Source organism: bacterium, assembly GCA_039961635.1.
Taxonomy (GTDB): Bacteria; 4484-113; 4484-113; order JAGGVC01; family JAGGVC01; genus JABRWB01.
Window position 1 is genome coordinate 95,619 of the sequence record JABRWB010000041.1, and the last position, 21,022, is coordinate 116,640.

Below are 21,022 nucleotides of genomic sequence, written 5' to 3' on the forward strand. Positions count from 1 at the left end.
ATACTCACCTAGCTTAAAGTTACGTGATTTATGACCAGCTCGAAAGACGCGCCTAACGACTCGGCGGCCTTTCTGCTTATCACCATTCTTTCTGTAAATATCTCGAAGTATTCCATCACGGATGCGATGGAAGTATCGATCAAAAGTTCCAACGACACCTTCGGGATGTGCTCGTCCACAAGGAGGCTGCATTCGATGCAAGCCTGATTTACGTTATCGTGAATGTCGTTCGCGGAAGGATCAAACGAGCGCACCCGGCTTCGGTGGACATCTCCTTTGTCCGCGATTATCAACGCGGCGCAAATCGCGTTAAGCGGTTGGCCGTATTGCTCTTCGTGGTTTCCGATGGCGCTCAAGACAAGAGCCTTTTGATATGGTGTGAATCCCAAGCGCGTAAGAATCGGATATGCAAGCGCGGCGCCGGTCTGGCCGTGAGCAACGCGTCCTAACATGTTCCCGATATCATGCATTAATCCGGCAACTCTAGCACATTCCACTTGCTCCAGTGGATGTCCGAGGCATTCTAAAATGTACCCGGCGGTTTGGCTGACCATAAGCGCATGCCTGAAACCGTGTTCGGTATATCCGATCACCGCGGTGCTTCGGTCTGCCATTTCGATGTACTCGCGTACTTCCAAGTCATTGTAAACGCGCATATATATGCTTTCCTCGTCGGTCGGAACCTCGCGGTGGTCGTGATAAGGGTGATCCAGAGTCAGACTGTGTTTCTTTCGCAAAACAGATCTCCATTATTGGGCTTTGCCGGGAGCACCATCCGGTGCGGATGGACTCCCCGCGATGATGCTACCCCGGCTGTCAGCGCCCGATTTTAGCGCAGGATTGCGGGATTCAAGCTTTTCCAGGAATCCGCGAAGAAGCCCGTAGAACTCGAACTCGAAAAGTTCACGCTCGGTTTTTAGTGCCGAAAGTTCGTTCTTGAGTGCCACTTCCAACAGCCTGGCTTCTTTTACAATATTTTCCGCTTCGGCTTGCGCCGAGTTGATTACCTGGTCGCGGGTTTGCTGCGCGAGCTGGACGCTTTGCGATACCAGTTGCTCCTTCGCTCGCCATCCCTCGATTTCCTCACTTAGCTTGGCAACCTTTTCCTTAAGCGAATCGCGCTCCCGGATGAGTTCCACAAGCGATTTGACCACCTCTTCGAGGAACTCGTGAACCGCGTCAGGATGGTAGCCGCCGAAGGTTTTTTGGGGAAACTCCACGTTTTCGACATCGAGCGGGGTTAATGTCACGGTCGAACTCCTGGAACTTTAAAAGGGTGCTTGAATCAAAATCCGAGCAATCAGCTGCAGGACTATGAATGCAAGAATGGGTGAAACGTCAAGCATCCCGCCAAGCGGGGGGATAGCGGACCGGAAAATTTTCAAAAACGGCTCCGAAAGTCTGCCGCAGAAGTCCACAATCGCGTTGTAACGCGCCTGCGGGAACCATGATGAAATAATCCAAACGAATATGACAAGCATATAAAGCTCGACCAAGCCTGCCAAAAACGCGCCGATACCCACGGTCAGCGATTATACCTTAGCCGTATCAGTGCCCCCGGCTCGCCTTGGCAAAAAACAGGAATTGTGAAGTGAAAGGGTATAATCTCAAGTCATGCTTGTCGCGGCGTTTTGGGTTGTTCTTGTCTTCGCGGTTATCGTGATTGTCCACGAATTCGGCCACTTCTTGCTCGCGCGCGTTTTCGACATCGAGGTCACCGAGTTTTGCATCGGCATCGGACCCAAGTTGTGGGGATTCAAGCATCGTGGAACATATTACGGAATCTGTCTGCTTCCGATTGGAGGCTTCGTCAAAGTGGCCGGAATGGAGCCTGGAGAGCCTCAATCCGACCGCAGCTTCAATTCGCAGCCGGTTTCGCGAAGAATTGCGGTTATCGCCGCGGGCCCTGTTTTCAACTTCATCCTCGCGGTACTGCTCGTCTTTGCGCTTGGCTTCTTTGGCTACCCCAAAAACAAGGTGCGCGTCGGCGCGATTTTCCCCGGCGGTCCCGCGGAGGCGGCCGGTTTTGAGGTTTTTGATGTAATCGAATCGGTGGACAGCAAACCGGTTGAAAGTGTGCTTGCATTCCAACGCTCGGTCCGCAACGCGGGTGGGCGAACTCTTGAATTCGAGGTGGAACGCGATGGCAAACTTCTCCGCCTTTCGGCCGCTCCGACCGTAATTCCCGAATACAACAACGAAATCCCAAGCCTCGGTGTTGCCCTTGGAAAATACCCGGAATTCAAAAGCAAAATTTCCAGCATCATTCCAGGTTCCCCCGCGTTTAAAGCACAACTGCAGGTTGGGGATGTAATCACTTCCGTCAATTCTAATTCTGCAAGGGATGGCTGGGAAGTCTATGAATTTATCGAATTGGAGACGCGCGCAGGCCAGCCGGTGCGCCCGGCTCAACAGGAGACGGGGAACCCACCCGTATTCAAACCGGTAGTGTTGGGCGTCGTGCGCGACAACGAACTGCTGCAAATCACGATACAACCGGAGTCGAACGCGCAGGTCGGAGCAAATGTGGCGTATACAGGAATGGTGTTCGAACCGGTGCTTGTCAAACTGCCATTTGCCGAGGCGATGGAGACAACATTCAATTATCTCAGGGACATTGTGGAAGGCATGATCCAAGGAATTTGGACGCTTTTCCATGCTCCGACACAGAATCTCGTTGGCCCGCTCGGCATAACGAACCTGATTGCGCAGTCCGCCAAAAGCGGGCCGTACCAGCTGATGCTCATCGCCATTCTTCTAAACGTCAATCTGGGCTTGATTAACCTTTTCCCGATTCCGGCGCTTGACGGCGGAAGGCTCGTCTTCCTGCTGTTGGAAGGTTTGTTCCGAGTCCGCATAAATGAGCACAAGGAAGCGCTTGTGCATCTCGTCGGCTTCATCATGCTGATTGGCCTGATTATCGTGATTACATTCAAAGAGGTTCTGGGCCTCTTGCCGGTCGGATGAACCGGTTCGGAGAAACTCGGGGAATTCATTCAGGGGTTGGTATGCTGTACATTAGATTTCGCAGCTTCGCACTCAAAACGCTGCCGATTGCGCTCTTGCTTGCAATTGCATTTGGCTGTTCAGGAAACCGGGCCAAATCACCGACTTCCGGTCGCTTGCAGTTGCCCAAAAACCGGCAGAATTTACAGTTTTCATCGGACTCGGAACTGATTGCCTGGCTTGGCAACAGAACCGATTCAAAAACCGAGGTAATCGCCTTCGATTCGGCAAGGCATATCCTGCCTGTAGCAGCGCCATTGGAATTCGAGATTTCCGGAACAGGTAGTAACGTACAAATCGAAGGCAGCCCAAACGCCGACGGCTCTTTTTTGGCTGTGGTTTTCGATCCTTCCGGGCTCCAATTTGAGTCCGCAGTCGATTCCTCGATTGGAGCCATAACACTGATTCTGCATCCAGCGCCTGGAGTGGTTTTGGTTGGAGCTGCACCGCTTAAGGCGCTTGATGCGGAAGTGAGATTTGAGATAAAGCTTAATTCAGGCAAGGATATGGCTGCGCGCAGGATTTCGGTCGCGCCAAGAGGAGCTGAAAACTCTGTTACCGACCTGGCCGTATTCGACGACGCGGGAAACTGGGCGCTTTCATGGACCGAGAGAAACGTAGGTGATTACTCCAATGACGGCGAAGTCGCCGTGTCCGACATCACGCCGATTGCGCTTAACTTTCAGGCGACGGTCAACCATTCGGATCCGAACGATCACGCTGCCATTGTGGATGGCGACGGCAACAACGAAGTCGGAGTGTCCGACATCACTCCGATCGCCATCAACTATCAGAATCAGGTATCCGGGTACGCGGTGCTCAGATTTACAGCAGGCGGCTCCTGGGTGGAAATCGCCCGCGAAGAGCGCCCTGCTCTACCCGATCCCAACTGGCGTCCGCCAAGCTACACGTATTTGGACCCCGCGGCAACGTCGCCAGATACATACTATTGCGTCAGGCCATACGATCTCGCGGACGACTTGGGCACGCCCAGCGTCGTAATCGGTGTGCCCGGCTCCAATCCCGCACTTACCCCTGATCCTCCGGAGGAAGTTTCACCGCCGGACAACACCGTAAATTTGGCCGAGTTCGGAGTTAAATCATTCGAAATCCCCGCGGGAACCACGCAGACTTTCGACGTTGTGCGCGATTCCGCGGAAGCAAATTACATAGCGGCGTTTATTAGCTTCGGACAGCCTGCTGCAACCGGAGATAATGTAACTATCGAGGAAGTTACATCAGGCGTCAGTGCAGCTCCCAAGCTGCCCTCGGTGACGACGGAAGAAATCCCCTTCGAGCAAAACAAGCTTTCAGTCAAATTGAGTCAGCTGGAACAAAAACTGCTTGCCGAAACAGGAACACGCCCTGCGTTGTCAAGGAATCCCGCGACCATCGGTGATATCCGTCAGTTCAAAATAGTTTTCGGCGATCCCGCACTGAATTTGGAAACGGTGGATGCGACAGTCAACGCAGTACTCAAAGGCGAAAATGAATCGGTCAGATTTTGGATAGATCCGCAAGTGGACGACGGCCGGATATCGGATTCTTTTGCTCAAGATGTTGCTGATGATGTGCGCGAAGTCATTAGGGCGCAAGAGGCTGCTGCATACGGCGACATATATGACATAGACTCCGATGGCTTTTTAGATATTCTGGCAACGCCTTGGGTCAACAATCTGCCCGGAATGGTACGCGGCTTGTTCGTTTCGGGCGATCTGCAAGATACTCCAGCCTCGAACCTAATGGACGTTGTGTTTGTGGACATTCCCGATGCGGAGGATCCGCCGGACGAATTCACGCCTCCATCTCCGATTGCACCGGGCTTTTTCGATGGAACCGCTCCGATAACTCGCAACGATTATTCGACAAGCATCAGGCAGGTTATCGCGCACGAGCTTCAGCATTTGATCAACTTTTCCAACCGGCTTCGCGTAAGGGATTCGTTCGGAGGAGACATCATTTCGGAAGAAGTATGGTTAAACGAAGCGCTTTCGCATTTTACAGAAGATTTCGTCGGCTACCAGGGCTACTTCAACATGATCGGTATCGGGCAATTCCTGGATGCCGCTTACGCCGTACCTTTGATCGCACCCGAATCGCTGGACAATCCGCAGGTGCGCGGTGCGGGTTACCTTTTCATACGCCACATTTTCGAGCAGTACGGGCAGGACGCGCTCTCCAAGCTAGTGCTATCTTCCACTCCTTCTACAGCGTTCGCAGGACAAGCCAACATCGAGCAGGCGACCGGCAAACCTATGGAATCCCTGCTGCAGGGCTGGCTGGCTGCTTTGTCCTTTGCCGGATGGCAGGGTTCGCCCCCCGCGGATTTTTCATATAAGCAGCCGACAATCCATTCGGTGACAGGCGGACTTACCGGTGTCAATTTCCTGCAGAATTTCGTGGACTACTCCGGCAGAACATCCAGGCTGCCCCGTCCGCTGACCCTCCGACTCGATGCGGAGCCTTTGACGATGCAGTTGATTCCAAATGCGCCGTTGTTCGTTTTAATTAACGATTCGTCCGCCGGCACGAAGCGAATTGCGATAACGGCCGGTTCCAAACCAATAATCGGGGTATTCGCCAGAACTGCTGACGAAATTCAGGTTTTCGAATCCCAAAGCGGCTCAACGCCGTTCGAATTCAACCGCTACTTCGCTGGAACAATCGAAAGCGGCGACGACCAGGACGTCTTTACTACAAACTTGTCTGAAAGCGGACTGATGTTGCTAAGGGTGGTGGCAGGGCATCCGGGCGGACTCAACCCGATTGTGAAGGTTAACTCACAAAGCTTTTCCGACTCTAATTCTTTGCCGGGCGTTGACCTTAAAGTGCTATCATTTCCCGCCGGATTCGGTCCGGTTAACCTTCAGGTAACGGGAGGAGGAGGTAGCACGGGATCGTACCTGATCTCGGCTGAGTTTTACCCCGACCAGCAATAATGCGAGGTTTGATTCTTTCGGACGGCAAGCCCGGCCACTTTAACCAGTCGCGTGCGTTATGCGCCCTATTGGGATTAGCTGCGCACGAAACGCAAATTGAATTTAAAAGCGAACTTAGGGAGCAGCTGCTGCGGGCAAGGATGAACCTGTCCCAGCGCAGTCCGTCAAATATTCCGGAGCTGCTGGGCTTGCTGGGCTATTTTGTTTCCGAACCCTGCCTTACGGCATTGCAATCCATGCTTTCTGAGCGCCCCGATGTGATTGTTTCCGCCGGTTCGACGCTGGCGGCGACGAATCTTTTAATCGCCCGTGCAGTTGGCGGAAAATCCATTGCAATGATGAGACCGAACGCAATTCCGCTTGAATCTTTCGACGTAATAGTGATGCCGGAGCATGACAGGCGTTCCAAAAACCCTGCAAATGCCGTATTCACGCCCGTGGCATTGTCCTATTTCGATGCCGCGCGTATTGAGACCGCGGATGCCGAACTCGCACGCCGCTTCGGTTGCGACGTACTCAAAAACAGACCAATTGCCCTTATTGTTGGAGGAAACTCGAAAGTATTCGATATGACGGACGACGATGTATTGGAAGCGGCGGAAATAAGCTGGTCGTGGGCAAGCAAACAGAAGTGTGGTCTGGTAGGAACAACTTCACGCAGGACAGCTCCCTCCCTTGAGCGCAAGCTGCAAGCTGAATTCGAAAAAAAGAAGGACGCTCATTGGATTTGGGGCAGAACCGATACGTTTAATCCTCTCCCGGCTCTTCTTCCTCGTGCAAGCGCCGCGGTTGTTACCGAAGACAGCATATCGATGATCAGCGAAGCGATTATTCAGGGGCACAGGCCGCTCGTCCTTGAACTCAAGAAAAGGCGCGCCTCGGCAAAACTTGCCAAATTCAAAAAATACCTGATTGACCAAAAGCTCGCGCGGTGGGTGCAGTCGGCCGATTTGGCGGAAGTATTCAGAGCGGAGTCCGAATCACTATCCAAATCTCCGACTATCGACCTTGCGGCGATTCGGGACGAAATTATGCTAAAGCTGGGCTGGTCGCACCAGGCTAAGGAGAAACAAGCTTGAAACTGCCAAAGGTCGCCGAGCGAATCCTGGTCGTGGACTTGGCGATGATAGGCGACCTCCTCTGTGCTACACCGTCCTTGTCGGCAATCCGCGCGGCTTATCCCGATTCAAAGATATCCGTACTCGCCTCACAAACTTCCGCGCCGGCGCTTGCGGGCAACCCAAACGTGAACGAAGTGATTGGAATTGACAAGAAGTCGGCATTTCGGTTGCCGTTCAGGATATTTCAAACTGCGGCCGCGCTCAGAAAGCGGAAATTTGAAATTGCTTTCCTGCTTCACAATTCAATTGGAAGCGCAATTGTTGCATGGATGGCGGGCATTAAGCACCGCGTTGGATACGCGACGGAGGGCCGCGGAAACTTGCTTACGATCCGCGTCGCTCTTCCCAAAGAAAGGCAGCACCTTATCGAACAGCGTTTATCCCTGCTTCGTAAATCCGGACTAGACGCACCTTTGCAAATGCCCGCCTATTTCGTGGATTCGAGCCGAGTAAGCGAATCATTGTCGCGTCTCCTGCCTTCCCTTGATCCGGGAAGGCCCATGGTCGTCCTGGCAGTCGGAAGCACTTGGCCGACAAAAATCTGGCCTCGAAAAAATGTTCAGGCGTTTTTAAATAAACTTCCCGTCGGCAGCGTGTGCATTATTCTTGTCGGAGCGCCGGGAGAAGAGAGCTTGGCTGAAGGACTAAATTCGATTTCGGTTCCCGTTTACAATCTAGTGGGCAAAACCACGATAGAGGAGTTGGGACACGTAATTTCCCGCGCCGACGCCGTCATCGCTCCTGACAGCGGCCCAATGCACATTGCCGAAGGACTGGGTAAGCCGACAATCGGTCTTTTCGGCCCGACAGATCCGAAGATATGCGGAATGGTTCATTCCGCGGGCGTACATATTCAGCCGCACATGTCTTGTCTTTGCTGCTGGGAAAAGAAGTGCAAAAATAGAACGTTTTGCATGGCCGAAATTTCGCCCGACTCGGTAATTGACGCCTTGTTCCGCGCCATCGGGAATACCGCACCCGCTGAAAAGGAAGTGTGCTGAATTATGCGCCCAGCAGTATTCCTTGACCGCGATGGCACGCTGATTTATGACACGGATTACGTTCGAGATCCTGAAAAGGTTGTACTGATTCCGGGCGTACCTGAAACACTTTTTAAATTGCGGGACATGGGGTATCTGCTTGTCGTCGTCTCCAATCAAAGTGGAATCGCAAGGGGGTATTTCCGTGAGGAGAGCGTACGCGCAGTCAACAATAGGATTAACGAACTAATAATTAACAACGGTGGCGCCGCGCCGGCCGCGTATTACTTTTGCCCGCATTTTCCAGAAGGGACTATACCGGAATACGCTGTTGAATGCCGGTGCCGTAAGCCAAAACCCGGAATGGTGAATCAAGCGGTTCGCGAGCTTGATATTGACCTTGCAAACTCCGCGATTGTAGGCGACACCGTTGCGGCTGACATCGAACTCGGGCGCGCGCTTGGAATAACTACCGTTTACTTCAATATCCACGGTGTCTCGGGATATCCGGAGGACATTGCCGGGGCCACATCTGATTTCACCGAAATTCCGGAAATCATATTGAAGGCCAAGACGGCGCCCGCTAGGCCGAAAGATTTAATGTAAAATGCCCCCGACCCTATGAGTCTTGCAGATTATCGGCGGATTCTTGATTTATTTCCGAAGCTGCGCATCGCCGTACTGGGCGATGTAATGCTCGATCGTTACGTCTATGGTTCGGTCGAACGCATTTCTCCAGAAGCGCCGGTCCCTGTTCTGTTGAGGGAGCGCGAAGCATGTTTCCCTGGAGGCGCGGCAAACGTGGCTGTAAATTTGGCCGGGCTCGGAGCAACCCCGCTGCTGATAGGCATTGTAGGAAACGACGCGGCCGCCGAACTACTTAAGGCCGAACTTAAATCGAACAACATTGATACATCGCTGCTTGTCGGCCTGCCCGGAGCGATCACCACCGTAAAAACAAGGTTTGTATCAATGTCCCAGCAATTGATTAGAGTGGACGACGAATCGCCGTTACCGATCGACAGGGATGCGGTGCCTCCCGAGGAAGTACTGTCCGATTGTAACGCCTTGCTCGTCTCGGATTACAACAAGGGCGCGGTCCCGTTTTGGGGTAAATCGCTGATAGGCTGCGCCCGGCGTGTCGGAATACCGATCGTAGTGGATCCCAAACCTCCCAATTGGTCTTATTATCAAGGATGCGACGTCGTTACGCCCAACAAAAAGGAAGCCCGGAATGCGGTTCCTGAACATTTGCGGCCGGTTGCGGATCTTGCGGCGACGGCGAAGGCGGTATCTCATCTTTCGGGCGTAGGCAAGGTAGTAATGACTTGGGGAGCCGAAGGGATGCACGTATGGGATGGCGCTTCGCTCACAACAATTCCATCCCACCGCGTTTCTGTTTTTGACCCTACCGGAGCTGGGGATACGGTCATTGCGGCACTAACCGCATCTATTGCCGCTGGAGCAGACCTTGTGACTTCCGCGAACATCGCCAACGCGGCTGGCGCCGTAGCTGTAGCCAAGCCCGGTATCGCGGCCGTGACAGCGGCGGAAGTGCTTTCCGTTTTGATGCATGCGGAGGGCGTATGATGGAAGAGTCCGCTTTTCAGTTGCCGCCGGATGCTGCGGAAGCCATTGCCGAGTGGCGCGCCCGGGGATTCAAGATAGTTTTCACCAACGGCTGCTTTGACATACTTCATCCGGGCCACATAGACATTTTGAAGAGAGCGCGACGACTGGGCGATGTGCTGATCGTCGGTCTGAATTCAGATGCCTCGACAAAAAGGCTCAAAGGCGAAAACAGGCCATTTATCCGCGAATCCTTGCGCAAAACGGTCCTTGAAGAACTAAGAAGCGTTGATCTTGTTATCATCTTCGATGAAGATACTCCAATTCGCCTGATTGAAGCCTTGCGGCCGGATGTGCTCGTTAAAGGGGGCGATTACGACCGCGCGGGTGTTGTGGGCGGCGATTTCGTTGAAAGTTACGGTGGTGAGGTTGTGCTTTTGGAGCTAGTGCCGGGGCTTTCTACAACGGAACTAGCCAGGAAACTCGGTTTGTGAAATAACTTGCCGCCTACGAATCGGCGGACCCATATTTGAATGGCGGGAAGAATTGGAAAAGAAGGCGCGCAAACCGCGGTCAAAAGTCCGCCTCTGCTTGCCGCGTTTGCCGAGCTTTTTTTCCCCCAAAGCTGCGTGCTCTGCGGCCGGGAAAATCCTTTCGTTCTTTGCGACGCGTGCTTCGATCAGGTTTTCGTACCGCCAGACGAAATTTGCCTTCGCTGCGGACGGCTCAAGCGTTCCGGCTGGCCCGGCCCGGATTGCGCGGAGTGCCATGACGAAACATACGGCTTTATCCGGGCTAGAAGCCTTTATCCATACGAAGGCGCGGCGAGAAACTTATTCCTGGCGTCAAAATTCACTGTTTCAAAGCGCAAGCTGAATTACAGGCTATCTTCGGCAGCAGTTCAGAAGCGTATCGCCGGAAAGGATTCAGCCGAATTTTTCAATTCGAAAGGACTTGCCTTTGATTTCGCGGTTGAGGTGCCGGTATTTCGGCCCCGGTGGTCCGCCCTGGCCCGGCTTCCGATGTTCTCCCCGCCGCCAAACGATGAAAAGAAGAGGAAGGGAGGCAACACCCGTAGTTTCAACACGGCCGCCGTATTTGCCTTTTACGCCGCTCAAAGCCTGAAAGTACCTTATTTGTCGGGCGTTCTGCGCAAAATCAGCGACATCCCTTCGCAAGTTGGTCTTTCGCACACGGCGCGCCGGGCAAACGTGAAAGGTGCATTCGATGTCCCTTCCTGGTATGCCCGGCGCGTTAAGGGGGCGACAGTGCTTCTCTGCGACGATTTAATCACAACAGGTTCGACCGCAAGCGAGTGCTCGCGGGCACTCAAACGCGCGGGAGCTAAATCGGTATACCTGCTGACCTTGTTCTCCACAACCAAACGTCCGGAAACGCCTGACGCCCAACTTCCCGATTGGTACGGCCCGGACGATCTTGAAATCCCCGCTCCGATCGAGTTCGACTAGCCTGCCGCGGGCGGCTCCGAATACGGCGAGCCGAAATTGTGGCAGAAGAACTGATGCCACTTTTCTTCGGCGGCCCGTTTAAGGAACTCCTTCTTGCGCTCCAGCGTCACCATTGGGTAGTTATCTATGGATGCGATGACGGGGATGTGCGTGAATGTTGACATCGGAATCAGATCGCCCCAGTAGACAAGCCTCATCCCCGCGTCATCGAATAAAACGAGTTGATGCCCCAGAGTATGCCCGGGAGAAGGAATCGCCCGAACGCCGGGCAGAATTTCGGTTTCGCCGTCCAGAAGCTTCAGCCGCTCGCCCGGCTCCCAGCCTTCAAGCGTATGCTTGTAATAGCTGCCCTTGGTGCGCTCGTTAATAAGCGTCGCCTCCGCGTATTCGGTCGAGGTCGAGTAAACCGTTGCGTTCGGAAACTGCAACGCCCAGCCGCTGTCCGACTTCTTCGTAACACCGCCGCAATGGTCGAAATGCAGATGCGACTGGATAACCGCCACCACGTCGTCCGGCGAAAGTCCTTCCGCCTTCATCCCTTCAATCAAATCGCCCTCCGGACGCTGCAAATCGTAGATTCCGCGCAGCTTTTCGGAAAGCTTGTCGCCGCAGCCCGTGTCCACAACGACCAATCCCTCCCGCGTCTCGGCGACCAGGCACCACACGCCAAGCCTGATCCGGTTTTCCGCGTCAACATCGTGCCATTTCTGCCAGAATGACTTGGGGACGACGCCGTACATCAGCCCGCCGTCCAGCGCGAACGAGCCGTCGGAGATTGCGTGCAGCTTCATGTTTGCCGACTCGAAAACGATCATCTTTTATTCCTCCCCGTGCGGGAACCGCATTTTACCTCGCGCCTCTCAGCGGACCGTATGACTCCATCGTCGGCTTTTTCTTCACTTGCCGCTTCATGTAGTAAATCTGACCGAATTCGCCCTCGTCGCCACGTCTTCCACGGCCGATTAATCCGGCCAACTCCCATCCATCCCGGCCAAGTTCGTTTAGGATTACTAGCGTCGAGTCGGGAGTCGAAATCGTGTGACTCCCGTCAGGAAACTGCACTCGCACGCTGAATGCGTTTTTGTAAAACGAGGCGTACACCTCGGCGTATTCCCAGAAGTAATCCATCGTGTCATCACCCGGCGTACGCCGGCATCGAATTTTCAGAAGTCAAATTCCCAAATACGCTTTCTTGACGTCCTCGTTTTCGATCAATTCAGCGCCCGTGCCCCAAAGTTCAATCCTGCCGGTGACGAGCACGTACGCGTAATCCGAAATCTTGAGCGCCTGGAACGCGTTCTGCTCGACCAGCAGTATTGTAGCGCCTCGCGAGTTGATCTTGCGAATGGTTTCGAAGATTTCTGCCACCAAATTCGGGGCAAGCCCCAGCGACGGCTCGTCTAGCAGCATCAGCTTCGGGTCCTGCATCATCGCCCTTCCGATCGCCAGCATCTGCTGCTCGCCGCCGGACAACGTTGCACCGATCTGACCGATGCGCTCCTTCAGCCGCGGGAAAAGCGCAAAAACCTCCTCTTTGCGCTCGGCAATTTTGCCGCGGTCCTTCTCCAGAAATGCTCCGATTTCCAGGTTTTCGTTGACAGTCAGATTCGTGAATATCCTTCTGCCTTCCGGCACCAGACTCATTCCAAGCGCCACTATTTTGTGCGCCGGCTTGTTAGTAATGTCGAGGCCGCTATAGGAAACGGTGCCGCCCGAAGTTCGAACCAACCCCATAATCGCGTTCAGCGTCGTGCTTTTGCCGGCTCCGTTGGCTCCGATCAGCGAGATTATCTTTCCTTCCGGGCAGTCAATCGAAATCCCCTTAAGCGCCTCGACCGCGCCGTAATTGACCCGAAGAGCATCCACCTTCAGCATCAGGCATTTGCCTCCTTGCCCAGGTAAGCCTCGATGCAGCGCGGATTGCTTCTGATTTCCTCCGGTGCTCCCTCGGCAATCTTCTTGCCGTAGTCGATCATCACGATTCGCTGGCAAATGCCCATCACCAGCTTCATATCGTGCTCTATTAAAAGTATGCCCAGCTCGTGCTCTTCCAAAATGCGGAAAATCTTCTCCATAAGCTCTGAAGTTTCCCGGTCGTTCAATCCTGCCGCAGGCTCGTCAAGAAGCAGTATTTTCGGATTTGTAGCCATGGCCCGGGCAATTTCAAGATGCTTCTGAAGTCCGTAAGGTAGGTTTTTGGCAATAGACTTGGCGCAATCTTTTAAACCGTGATAGTCGAGAAGCTCATACGACTTTTCCTCGATTTCGCGCTCGATTCGGCGGCATCGAGGCGTTCTCAGGAATGCATCCACCAATGAGTATTTGCAATTACGGTCCAGCGCGATTTTAACGTTGTCCAAGACGGTCAGGTTCTTGAATAGGCGCACGTTTTGAAACGTCCGGCCGATTCCCTTTCGGCATATTTCGTGCGTTTCGACCCCATTCAATCTCTCTCCATCGAGAATTACTTCGCCCTCGGTAGGCGGATAAACTCCGGTAATGGCGTTAAAAACAGTAGTTTTCCCCGCTCCATTCGGGCCGATAAGGCCGATCAGTTCCTTACTTCCTACGGACATCGTAAGCTTGTCAACCGCCCGTAGCCCTCCGAATACAACGCTCACGTCGCGCAGCTCAAGCATCAGCGCTCCCGGCCGCGGGCGCGCGGCGCAAAAACTTGGGCAGCTGAAAGGCAAACTCACTTTGACCGAACAGCCCGCCAGGTCTAAAAATCATAAGGAACACAAGAGCCAGCGAATAAATAACCATCCGCCATTGCCCGACAGCCCTGAATGCTTCGGGCAATATCGTGATCACCGTGGAGCCGATTATCGTCCCGGTTAGACTGCCCATTCCGCCCAACACCACCATAAGCAGAACTTCAACGCTTTTGAAGAAGTTGAACTCGTATGGGTTGAAAGACGGAATTGAATGCGCCAAAAGCCCACCTGCAACGCCGGCGAAAAAGCTTCCAATCAGGAAATTCATGAGCTTGAACTTAAATAGGTTGATGCCAAGCATAGTTCCTGCCATTTCATCTTCGCGGATGGCTATAACCGCCCGGCCGTAAATGCTCCTCAAGTAGTTGCGGAAAAGCCAAATCACCAGCGTGACCACGCCGATCAACAAAAGGAACACCGTCCATTGGCTAGACAAATAACTTGACCATGATCTCGCCTTTTGCAACTCGAACACTGAATAAAAGGCATTGTTCAGCTTTCGCGAGTTTACCACCGCAATAGTTGCCAGCGTCGCCATGTAAATAACCCGTAGAATCAAGAGGGCCGGTTTATTGACGCCGAAACGCCTTCCAACAAAAGCGGACAATTTTCTTTCCAGCACGGCCAGGCCGTAAACGAGCAGAAACGCCGCTGCCCCTATCCAAAGGAATGCAAATACCAAGTTCATCGCCTGGTTGATATTCGCTGGCGGCGCGCCCGACAGTTCCGCAATCGCCTTGCCCGCGTATTCGGGGGCGATCGCACCAGGCCAAGCCAGTACGTTTTTAAGCTGCGGAAGCGTTTCGATTTTAGAAGCCCCACCGGGAACCCCGGTTGCTCCGCCGAAATACGCAGGCGGCAAAATAAGCAATATTCGAATGACGATTTCCCCGAATCCAAGGGTTGCGATTGCCAGATAGTCCCCGCGCAGCCTTAGTGCCGGCACTCCTGTCAACAATCCTAAAATCGCTGCAAGTAAACCGCCGCAAATCACTCCGACGGGAAGCGGCATACCGAAACCGCCTACCAAAATCGCGCTCGTGTACGCCCCGATGGCCAGGAATGCGGCATGGCCAAGTGAAAACTGTCCGTTAAATCCCAGAATCAAGTTGAGACTTTGCGCGAAAATGATATTCACAAGGATAAGGATGATGATGGTCTCGAAATACCCGTTGATCATCACACCTTCTCCTTGGCGGACCTTCCAAACAGCCCCGTGGGTTTGACAAGTAATACGATGATAAGGAATGCAAACGCCACTGCATCAGACAACGCGCTTAGATTGGCCGGAATATAGCCCTTCACGAGGAACTCGGACACTCCCATAATCAGGCCGCCAGCCGCAGCGCCCGGAATGCTGCCGATACCGCCCAAAACAGCTGCGACGAACGCCTTGATTCCCGGAAGGATGCCCATTAGCGGCGTAATGCTCTCCCAGTACAGCCCCACAAGACATCCTGCAACCGCAGCAAGTGCCGAGCCCAGCGCGAATGTTTTGCTGATAACGGAATCGGTGTCAATGCCCATCAGCCGCGTAACATCCTTGTCAAAGCTTATTGCCCGCATTGCAATGCCGAACTTTGTCCGGTTGATCAGCCAGAATAGAAACGCAAGGATGGCAGCTGTCGTAGCCAGGATTACCAGCTGAATCGGCGTTGCGCTCAGACCGAACCCGCGCTTTTCGGCCGCATCGTAGTCTGATGAGGCTGCGTTTGCCGGATTAGTTCGAAGACCAAAATCGAGCGGAATGTAAACTGCGTTCGAGCCGAACACCGACCTTATATTTCTAATCCTTGCGGGAGTCTCAGCCCATTTAAGTTCAACGCTTCCGGTCGTCTTGCCAGGCTTCCTGTTAATCGTCAATCCCGTCGGCGCTTCCAGTTTTGAGCCGGATTGCTCCTCGAATCCTCCCGCGGCGAATTCTTCGCCCTCCGCCAGCGCGACAGGCTGGCTCCAATCGCTTTTGCCCAGTTCCGTTTCCACCCGAACGCGCGCGAAGCACGCGCCCTGCAACTCCGCTTCCGCGCGCGTTGCGTCGTAAACGATGCGCCTGATCGGGGTGGAGAAATCCGCCGATTTGTCGAATTCCGCCGTGTAAACGGCGAACGATTTCGGCGCAAAGCTTTTTGGATTGGCGGTAAAAACGATTATCCCCAGGTTTTCGAGGAAAAACGACATCCCGACCGCGGTAATTAGCGCGGCGATTCGCGTGGACTTTCGAAGCGGCAGGTACGCGAACTTTTCCATCAAAACACCGCAAAGTGCACAAAGAGCCATCGCGCAAAACATCGCAAGGAAAAACGCCGCATACAGCGGCCATTCACGCTCGAAGTAAAGCCTGTGGATGAAAATCCGCAAAAAGTAATAGCCGAAGTACGCTCCCAGCATGTATATGTCACCGTGAGCGAAGTTAATCAGCTGGATTACGCCATAAACCATCGTGTAACCAAGTGAGATAAGCGCGTATACGCAGCCGAGCACCACACCATTAAAAAGAAGTTGGACAAGGTAGCCGCCGGTAAAAAGATCGCTATCAGGGTATTTGTTTTGAAGGAAGCCGAAAAGAAGCCACAGCAACAGCAAAACCGCTGCCGACGCAACTGCGCCGATACGCCCTCCCCTGGTTGTCGGCAAAAGCGACAGCCTCACTTGCACCCCCGGTGACTTGAATCCAAATGCGGGGGCGGAATTCGCCCCCGCATTTTATCGACACATTTGCAATCCTGACTACGCACCGTGGCTTTCGCCCTGCTCGGCGGCATCACTCATTTCAACCGGCTCGTTTGAATCCGTGGCTGCAGGGGCAGGCGATTCGGCAGGAATGGTTTTGTACATTGCGAACTTACCTTCCTTGACCTGCAAAACAACGACATCCTTCACGGCGTTATGCTTGTCGTTGATCGTAATATTGCCGGTAACTCCCGGGAAATTCTTGGTTTCGCCGAGAGCTTTCGTTATGGCTTCAGGATCCGCTGCGCCCGCGCGCTTTATTGCGTCCGCACACAAGTTCATCGCGTCGTATCCCAAAACCGCCATCGCGTCGGGCACCGCGTTGTAGCGCGCCTTGTATTTTGAAACGAACGCCTGGACGGTCGGATTGGGATCATCCGCCGAGAAGTGTGTCGTGAAGAACGCGCCTTCTATCGCGTCGCCGGCTATTTCGACCAGTTTTGGCGAGTCGAAACCGTCGCCTCCGACAATTGTTTGTGTTATTCCAATTTCGCGCGCCTGGGAAGCTATCTTGCCGACTTCGCTGTAATAGCCCGGTACGACCAGCACGTCAAATTTGCTTGCGTGAATCTGCGAAAGATGGGCTCTAAAATCGTTGTCCACCTTGGCGTCGTAGGTTCGTTCCGCGGCAATCGTTCCACCAAGCTCTGCAAAGGTCTTTTTGACGCGTTCATATATTCCTTTGGAATAGTCCGAGCCGTTGTCGTAAAGAATTGCTATCCGCTCCGCCTTCAAATCCTCGCGGCAAAACTTTGCAATCGCATCGCCCTGAAAATCGTCAATGAAGCACGTCCGGAATGTGTACTTTTTGGTTGTGCCGTCGCCCGCGAGCGTAAGATCTGTCCTGGTGGACGCCGGTGTAACTTGCGGGACATGCTTGTCTTCGGCTATCGCGCTGATCGCGATGGAATTTGTTGAAGCAACAGCTCCGATCATCAGCGGAACCTTATCTATATCTACCTGCTTCTTTGCGGCATTCGCCGCATCGGTTCCCTTGCCCTGGTTATCATCCTGAATCAGAATGATATCCTTCCCCAGAACCGGCTTCGGACCCATTTCCTCAAGAGCAAGTTTGATTCCATTAAGGCACGACTGGCCGAAAGTCGCCGTGTCGCCCGTAAGCTCAAGGTTCACGCCGATTTTGATGCCCTCGGCGTCGCCGTGAAGCTTGGCAGTGCCATCCGCGCCGCCGCCTTCATCCTCGGCCGGAGGCGGATTGCATCCGGCCAGCAACGCGGCAAGAACGACCGAAATCAACCCATAAACGCATTTCCTCATGAGCAACCTCCCCAAAGCCTGGCGCGGGCCAAAGCGGCCGGCGCCTTGACACGAAAGTATACACCACAATACAATTCAGGCAAGGCCGAAGTGGCGGAATGGCAGACGCGCTAGACTCAAAATCTAGTGTCCTCACGGGCGTGTGGGTTCGACTCCCACCTTCGGCATTAAACCGTTTTTTAATGCATACTTCGCGGTTTCAGGCGCTATAATCGCCTCGATGCATCCAAAATCCTTCGGAAAATCCACCCTGGACGAGCGGATAAAACGGATGTCGCTCGATTTCGAGGGATTTCATAACCTGATGCATCATAGGGTTATGGATGTCCTTCTGGTGGCAAGCCTGTACGACTCTTATATTCTAGAGGGCGAAGGGCATCTCTCCGAACTCCTCCTATCCGAATTCCTTGAACTCAACCTGCGGTTTTCACCCAGATTCCATCGCGCAGGTTCCGCGGAGGAAGCGCTTCGGGCGCTTGATGGGCGCAATTACGATCTGGTTGTCACGATGCCAAGGATTCAAGATCGCGGCATCACGGATTTGGCGAAGGAAATCAAGAAAATGCATCGGGGTCTGCCGATTGTACTCCTGGCGCACAATTCGCGTGAAATCGATCGTTTAAAGGAACTTCCAGGCTCGTCGGCCATTGACCATGTTTTCCTTTGGCAAGGTGATTTGAAGGTTTTTATGGCGATCACAAAGATGATCGAGGATCAACTGAACGCCCAACACGACGTTAAAGTCGGAGGAGTGCAAGCGATCATCGTCATTGAAGACTCGCCAACATTCATATCCAAGTTTCTTCCGCTTATTTACACCGAAATCATGAGACAAACCCAGCACCTGATGGCCGAGGGCTTCAACTTGGCCCACAGGCTTCTGCGTCAGGGCGCTCGGCCGAAAATTCTGCTCGCCAGAACTTTCGAAGAAGCATGCGCGTACTATGAGGAATTCAAGGACAACCTGCTTGGTGTGGTATCTGATGTAGCTTTTCCGCGCCGCGGCGTGCACGATCACGGCGCGGGCTTCCATTTCATTCAAATGGTTCGCAAGGAGAATCCGCACCTTCCCGTTTTGCTGCAATCGAGCCTTGCGGATAACTCGAAAACAGCGGAGGAATTGGCAGTCCGATTCTTGAATAAGAACTCCCCCACGCTCCTGAACGAGCTCCGAGACTTCATAAGGGAGAATTTCGGATTCGGGGATTTTATCTTCAGGTTGCCGGACGGCAAAGAAGTCGGACGTGCTGGAAATTTAAAGGAACTGCAGGAAATCCTGCCCGATATACCGGACGAGTCCGTGCTTTATCACGCCAGTCACAATCATTTTTCAAGCTGGCTCAAGGCACGCACCGAATTTGAGCTTGCAGCAATGCTCAAGCCGATTAGCGTGGAGGAATTCGCTGATATTGCAGAATTGCGCGCGTTTCTAATAGGAGTATTCAGCGAATTCAGAAGCGCAATTTTAAGAGGCGTTGTAACCGACTTTGCCGGCCATTCAACTTCCGGATTCACCCGAATTGGAGCCGGCAGCCTTGGAGGCAAGGCACACAATCTTGCCTTTATCAACAGGATGATGTCGCGCTATACGTTCGACGGCGGACCGTCGGGAATGACATATAAATTGCCCATCACAGCCGTAATTGCCACCGGCGTCTTTGAAGAATTCATGAACCGGAACCGCCTTTGGGACAAAGTATTGGGAGATATGTCCGATTCGGACATCGATCGGCTGTTCCTGTCGGGGGAATTTCCGGAAGACGCGGAATCTAGTGTCTCTGAATTTGTGGCGAACCGTACATTTCCACTGGCCGTGCGTTCTTCAAGCCAGTTGGAGGACTCGCAGTATTTGCCGTTCGCTGGCGTATATAGAACTCTGATGCTCTCCAATAACCAGCCTTCTGCACAAACCAGGACGGCATTGCTTGTCGGAGCAATCAAATTGGTTTACGCCTCCACCTTTCACAAGCGGGCGAAGCGGTACATCCTCTCTTCCCCGTACAGAATCGAAGAAGAAAGGATGGCGGTAATTGTTCAGCAACTCGTGGGCAGGCGATACGACCAATATTTTTATCCCTTGGTTTCGGGAGTTGCATCCTCGCACAATTATTACGCCATCCAGGAAAAAGATCCGCGATGGGGAGTCGCTTCCGTTGCACTGGGCTTGGGGAAATACGTTGTGGAAGGGGGGTTAACCTGGCGGTTTTGTCCCAGATTTCCCCAAAGCCTTCCGCCGATTGGCCGCCCAGCCGACTTGGCGGCCGCCACCCAAAGATATTTCTATGCTCTCGACTTGTCGTCCAATTCTGAAGCAGACCCAACTCAACTTGAGCATAACCTCAAAAAGCTTGAACTGGATTCCGCGGAAGCTCACGGCACGCTGGAAGCGGTAGGTTCCACTTACTCTGCAGAAGACGACCGCGTATACGACGGCATTTCCCGCCCGGGACAACGAATTGTTACATTCGCCCATATTCTAAAGAATCGGCTTTATCCAATGGCCGAAGCCGTTGACCACTTGCTTGGTAAGCTTTCTCAAGCGGTCGGCTGCCCGGTTGAAATCGAATTCGCAATAAACATTCCGGATGAAAACGAAAAGGTGGCGTCACTGTCGATCTTGCAATTCCGCCAGCTGGTGGCCGAGTCTTCGCCTGAGCGCATATCTCTTGATAACCTAAATCCTGATGCGGTCTTTTGCCGCAGCGAATCTTCACTTGGCAACGGCATAATCGAGAACATATCCGATATCGTATATGTAATGCCGGGAGCGTTCGAAGCATCGAAAACCAAGGAAATTGCCAAGCATATTTCTGCTTTGAACGGGGAATTGCTCAATAAGGGCTGCAACTTTCTTTTGATTGGGCCAGGACGATGGGGATCGAGCGACAGTTGGTTGGGAATCCCCGTCGATTGGGAGGACATCTCGGCCGCCCGCGTTATAATCGAAATAATCCTTGAAAACTTCAAGGTCGAGCCTTCGCAAGGCACGCACTTTTTCCATAACATAACCGCCCACGAAATGGGCTACCTCACTATAAAGTCATCCAGCAACGATGAATTTGTGGATTTCAATTGGCTGGACACTCAAAAGGTAGTATCAGAAACTTCTTTCGTTCGGCACGTCAGGACTCAAGGCTCCATCCGGGTATTGCTTGACGGAGTTTCCGGAAGGGCCGCAATACTCAAACCCGGCTGTCGCAAAGACTTATAGCC

The 21,022-nt window shown here is 53.3% G+C and carries 19 protein-coding genes and 1 tRNA gene; 10 read left to right on the top strand and 10 right to left on the bottom strand.

Features of this window, described 5'->3' with window-relative positions; translation table 11 throughout:
- Positions 1–8: 8 nt before the first annotated feature.
- From HRF49_06995 to HRF49_07005, 3 genes are all read right to left on the bottom strand, one after another.
- On the bottom strand, positions 9–656 hold the full coding sequence (locus HRF49_06995) for an HD domain-containing protein (protein MEP0814396.1): 648 nt from the start codon (positions 654–656) through the stop codon (positions 9–11).
- A gap of 93 nt (positions 657–749) precedes the next feature.
- Entirely contained in the window at positions 750–1,250 is a 501-nt protein-coding gene (locus HRF49_07000; protein MEP0814397.1) for a DivIVA domain-containing protein, read from the bottom strand.
- A gap of 18 nt (positions 1,251–1,268) precedes the next feature.
- Positions 1,269–1,481, bottom strand: a complete 213-nt coding sequence (locus HRF49_07005; GenBank protein ID MEP0814398.1) for a YggT family protein — start codon at positions 1,479–1,481, stop codon at positions 1,269–1,271.
- A 133-nt stretch (positions 1,482–1,614) separates the two neighbouring features.
- On the opposite strand from HRF49_07005, the gene rseP reads away from it, so the two are divergent.
- From rseP to HRF49_07045, 8 genes are all read left to right on the top strand, one after another.
- Positions 1,615–2,967 carry an RIP metalloprotease RseP gene (gene rseP, locus HRF49_07010; protein MEP0814399.1) on the top strand — a complete coding sequence of 451 codons (1,353 nt, stop codon included), beginning with the start codon at positions 1,615–1,617 and terminating at the stop codon, positions 2,965–2,967.
- Positions 2,968–3,263: 296 nt separating this feature from the next.
- Positions 3,264–5,945, top strand: a complete 2,682-nt coding sequence (locus tag HRF49_07015) for a hypothetical protein (protein MEP0814400.1) — start codon at positions 3,264–3,266, stop codon at positions 5,943–5,945.
- The gene (locus HRF49_07020) at positions 5,945–7,024 is read left to right on the top strand and encodes a mitochondrial fission ELM1 family protein (protein MEP0814401.1); all 1,080 of its coding nucleotides are present in this window, start codon (positions 5,945–5,947) and stop codon (positions 7,022–7,024) included. Before HRF49_07015 ends, HRF49_07020 begins: the two co-directional genes overlap by 1 nt.
- The gene (waaF, locus tag HRF49_07025) at positions 7,021–8,067 is read left to right on the top strand and encodes a lipopolysaccharide heptosyltransferase II (protein ID MEP0814402.1); all 1,047 of its coding nucleotides are present in this window, start codon (positions 7,021–7,023) and stop codon (positions 8,065–8,067) included. The genes HRF49_07020 and waaF overlap by 4 nt, the downstream gene beginning before the upstream one ends.
- A gap of 3 nt (positions 8,068–8,070) precedes the next feature.
- Positions 8,071–8,652: an HAD family hydrolase gene (locus HRF49_07030; GenBank protein ID MEP0814403.1), complete on the top strand. Its 582-nt coding sequence runs from the start codon at positions 8,071–8,073 to the stop codon at positions 8,650–8,652.
- 15 nt (positions 8,653–8,667) lie between these two features.
- Complete coding sequence (locus HRF49_07035) at positions 8,668–9,636, top strand: bifunctional hydroxymethylpyrimidine kinase/phosphomethylpyrimidine kinase (protein MEP0814404.1); 969 nt, start codon at positions 8,668–8,670, stop codon at positions 9,634–9,636.
- On the top strand, positions 9,636–10,109 hold the full coding sequence (rfaE2, locus tag HRF49_07040) for a D-glycero-beta-D-manno-heptose 1-phosphate adenylyltransferase (GenBank protein MEP0814405.1): 474 nt from the start codon (positions 9,636–9,638) through the stop codon (positions 10,107–10,109). The genes HRF49_07035 and rfaE2 overlap by 1 nt, the downstream gene beginning before the upstream one ends.
- A gap of 39 nt (positions 10,110–10,148) precedes the next feature.
- Positions 10,149–11,084, top strand: coding sequence for a ComF family protein (locus HRF49_07045; protein MEP0814406.1), 936 nt, complete (start codon positions 10,149–10,151; stop codon positions 11,082–11,084).
- Here the strand turns inward: HRF49_07045 and HRF49_07050 are convergent.
- The 7 genes from HRF49_07050 to HRF49_07080 form a co-directional block, all read right to left on the bottom strand.
- Positions 11,081–11,899, bottom strand: a complete 819-nt coding sequence (locus tag HRF49_07050) for an MBL fold metallo-hydrolase (protein MEP0814407.1) — start codon at positions 11,897–11,899, stop codon at positions 11,081–11,083. The genes HRF49_07045 and HRF49_07050 overlap by 4 nt on opposite strands.
- 31 nt (positions 11,900–11,930) lie before the next feature.
- Positions 11,931–12,212 (bottom strand): hypothetical protein, encoded by a 282-nt coding sequence (locus HRF49_07055; protein ID MEP0814408.1) that lies wholly within the window; start codon positions 12,210–12,212, stop codon positions 11,931–11,933.
- 42 nt (positions 12,213–12,254) lie between these two features.
- Positions 12,255–12,959 carry an ABC transporter ATP-binding protein gene (locus tag HRF49_07060; GenBank protein MEP0814409.1) on the bottom strand — a complete coding sequence of 235 codons (705 nt, stop codon included), beginning with the start codon at positions 12,957–12,959 and terminating at the stop codon, positions 12,255–12,257.
- Positions 12,959–13,723, bottom strand: a complete 765-nt coding sequence (locus HRF49_07065) for an ABC transporter ATP-binding protein (GenBank protein MEP0814410.1) — start codon at positions 13,721–13,723, stop codon at positions 12,959–12,961. Before HRF49_07065 ends, HRF49_07060 begins: the two co-directional genes overlap by 1 nt.
- The gene (locus HRF49_07070; GenBank protein MEP0814411.1) at positions 13,716–14,981 is read right to left on the bottom strand and encodes a branched-chain amino acid ABC transporter permease; all 1,266 of its coding nucleotides are present in this window, start codon (positions 14,979–14,981) and stop codon (positions 13,716–13,718) included. The genes HRF49_07065 and HRF49_07070 overlap by 8 nt, the downstream gene beginning before the upstream one ends.
- Complete coding sequence (locus HRF49_07075; GenBank protein ID MEP0814412.1) at positions 14,981–16,450, bottom strand: branched-chain amino acid ABC transporter permease; 1,470 nt, start codon at positions 16,448–16,450, stop codon at positions 14,981–14,983. Before HRF49_07075 ends, HRF49_07070 begins: the two co-directional genes overlap by 1 nt.
- 78 nt (positions 16,451–16,528) lie before the next feature.
- A complete protein-coding gene (locus HRF49_07080; protein ID MEP0814413.1) occupies positions 16,529–17,809 on the bottom strand; it encodes an ABC transporter substrate-binding protein in 1,281 nt (426 codons plus the stop codon).
- 84 nt (positions 17,810–17,893) lie between these two features.
- On the opposite strand from HRF49_07080, the gene HRF49_07085 reads away from it, so the two are divergent.
- Together HRF49_07085 and HRF49_07090 are read left to right on the top strand one after the other, a co-directional pair.
- A tRNA-Leu gene (locus tag HRF49_07085) sits at positions 17,894–17,976 on the top strand.
- A 53-nt stretch (positions 17,977–18,029) separates the two neighbouring features.
- Positions 18,030–21,020 carry a hypothetical protein gene (locus HRF49_07090; protein MEP0814414.1) on the top strand — a complete coding sequence of 997 codons (2,991 nt, stop codon included), beginning with the start codon at positions 18,030–18,032 and terminating at the stop codon, positions 21,018–21,020.
- Positions 21,021–21,022 lie beyond the last annotated feature (2 nt).

Bases quoted from the DNA above. Each gene is read 5' to 3' on its own strand.
- HRF49_06995 (MEP0814396.1), bottom strand. From the start codon at position 656: ATGCGCGTTTACAATGACTTGGAAGTACGCGAGTACATCGAAATGGCA.
- HRF49_07050 (MEP0814407.1), bottom strand. From the start codon at position 11,899: ATGATCGTTTTCGAGTCGGCAAACATGAAGCTGCACGCAATCTCCGAC.
- HRF49_07030 (MEP0814403.1), top strand. From the start codon at position 8,071: ATGCGCCCAGCAGTATTCCTTGACCGCGATGGCACGCTGATTTATGAC.
- HRF49_07035 (MEP0814404.1), top strand. From the start codon at position 8,668: ATGAGTCTTGCAGATTATCGGCGGATTCTTGATTTATTTCCGAAGCTG.
- HRF49_07090 (MEP0814414.1), top strand. From the start codon at position 18,030: ATGCATCCAAAATCCTTCGGAAAATCCACCCTGGACGAGCGGATAAAA.
- rfaE2 (MEP0814405.1), top strand. From the start codon at position 9,636: ATGGAAGAGTCCGCTTTTCAGTTGCCGCCGGATGCTGCGGAAGCCATT.
- HRF49_07045 (MEP0814406.1), top strand. From the start codon at position 10,149: ATGGCGGGAAGAATTGGAAAAGAAGGCGCGCAAACCGCGGTCAAAAGT.
- HRF49_07080 (MEP0814413.1), bottom strand. From the start codon at position 17,809: ATGAGGAAATGCGTTTATGGGTTGATTTCGGTCGTTCTTGCCGCGTTG.
- HRF49_07020 (MEP0814401.1), top strand. From the start codon at position 5,945: ATGCGAGGTTTGATTCTTTCGGACGGCAAGCCCGGCCACTTTAACCAG.
- HRF49_07005 (MEP0814398.1), bottom strand. From the start codon at position 1,481: ATGCTTGTCATATTCGTTTGGATTATTTCATCATGGTTCCCGCAGGCG.
- HRF49_07060 (MEP0814409.1), bottom strand. From the start codon at position 12,959: ATGCTGAAGGTGGATGCTCTTCGGGTCAATTACGGCGCGGTCGAGGCG.
- rseP (MEP0814399.1), top strand. From the start codon at position 1,615: ATGCTTGTCGCGGCGTTTTGGGTTGTTCTTGTCTTCGCGGTTATCGTG.
- HRF49_07065 (MEP0814410.1), bottom strand. From the start codon at position 13,723: ATGCTTGAGCTGCGCGACGTGAGCGTTGTATTCGGAGGGCTACGGGCG.
- HRF49_07070 (MEP0814411.1), bottom strand. From the start codon at position 14,981: ATGATCAACGGGTATTTCGAGACCATCATCATCCTTATCCTTGTGAAT.
- HRF49_07055 (MEP0814408.1), bottom strand. From the start codon at position 12,212: ATGGATTACTTCTGGGAATACGCCGAGGTGTACGCCTCGTTTTACAAA.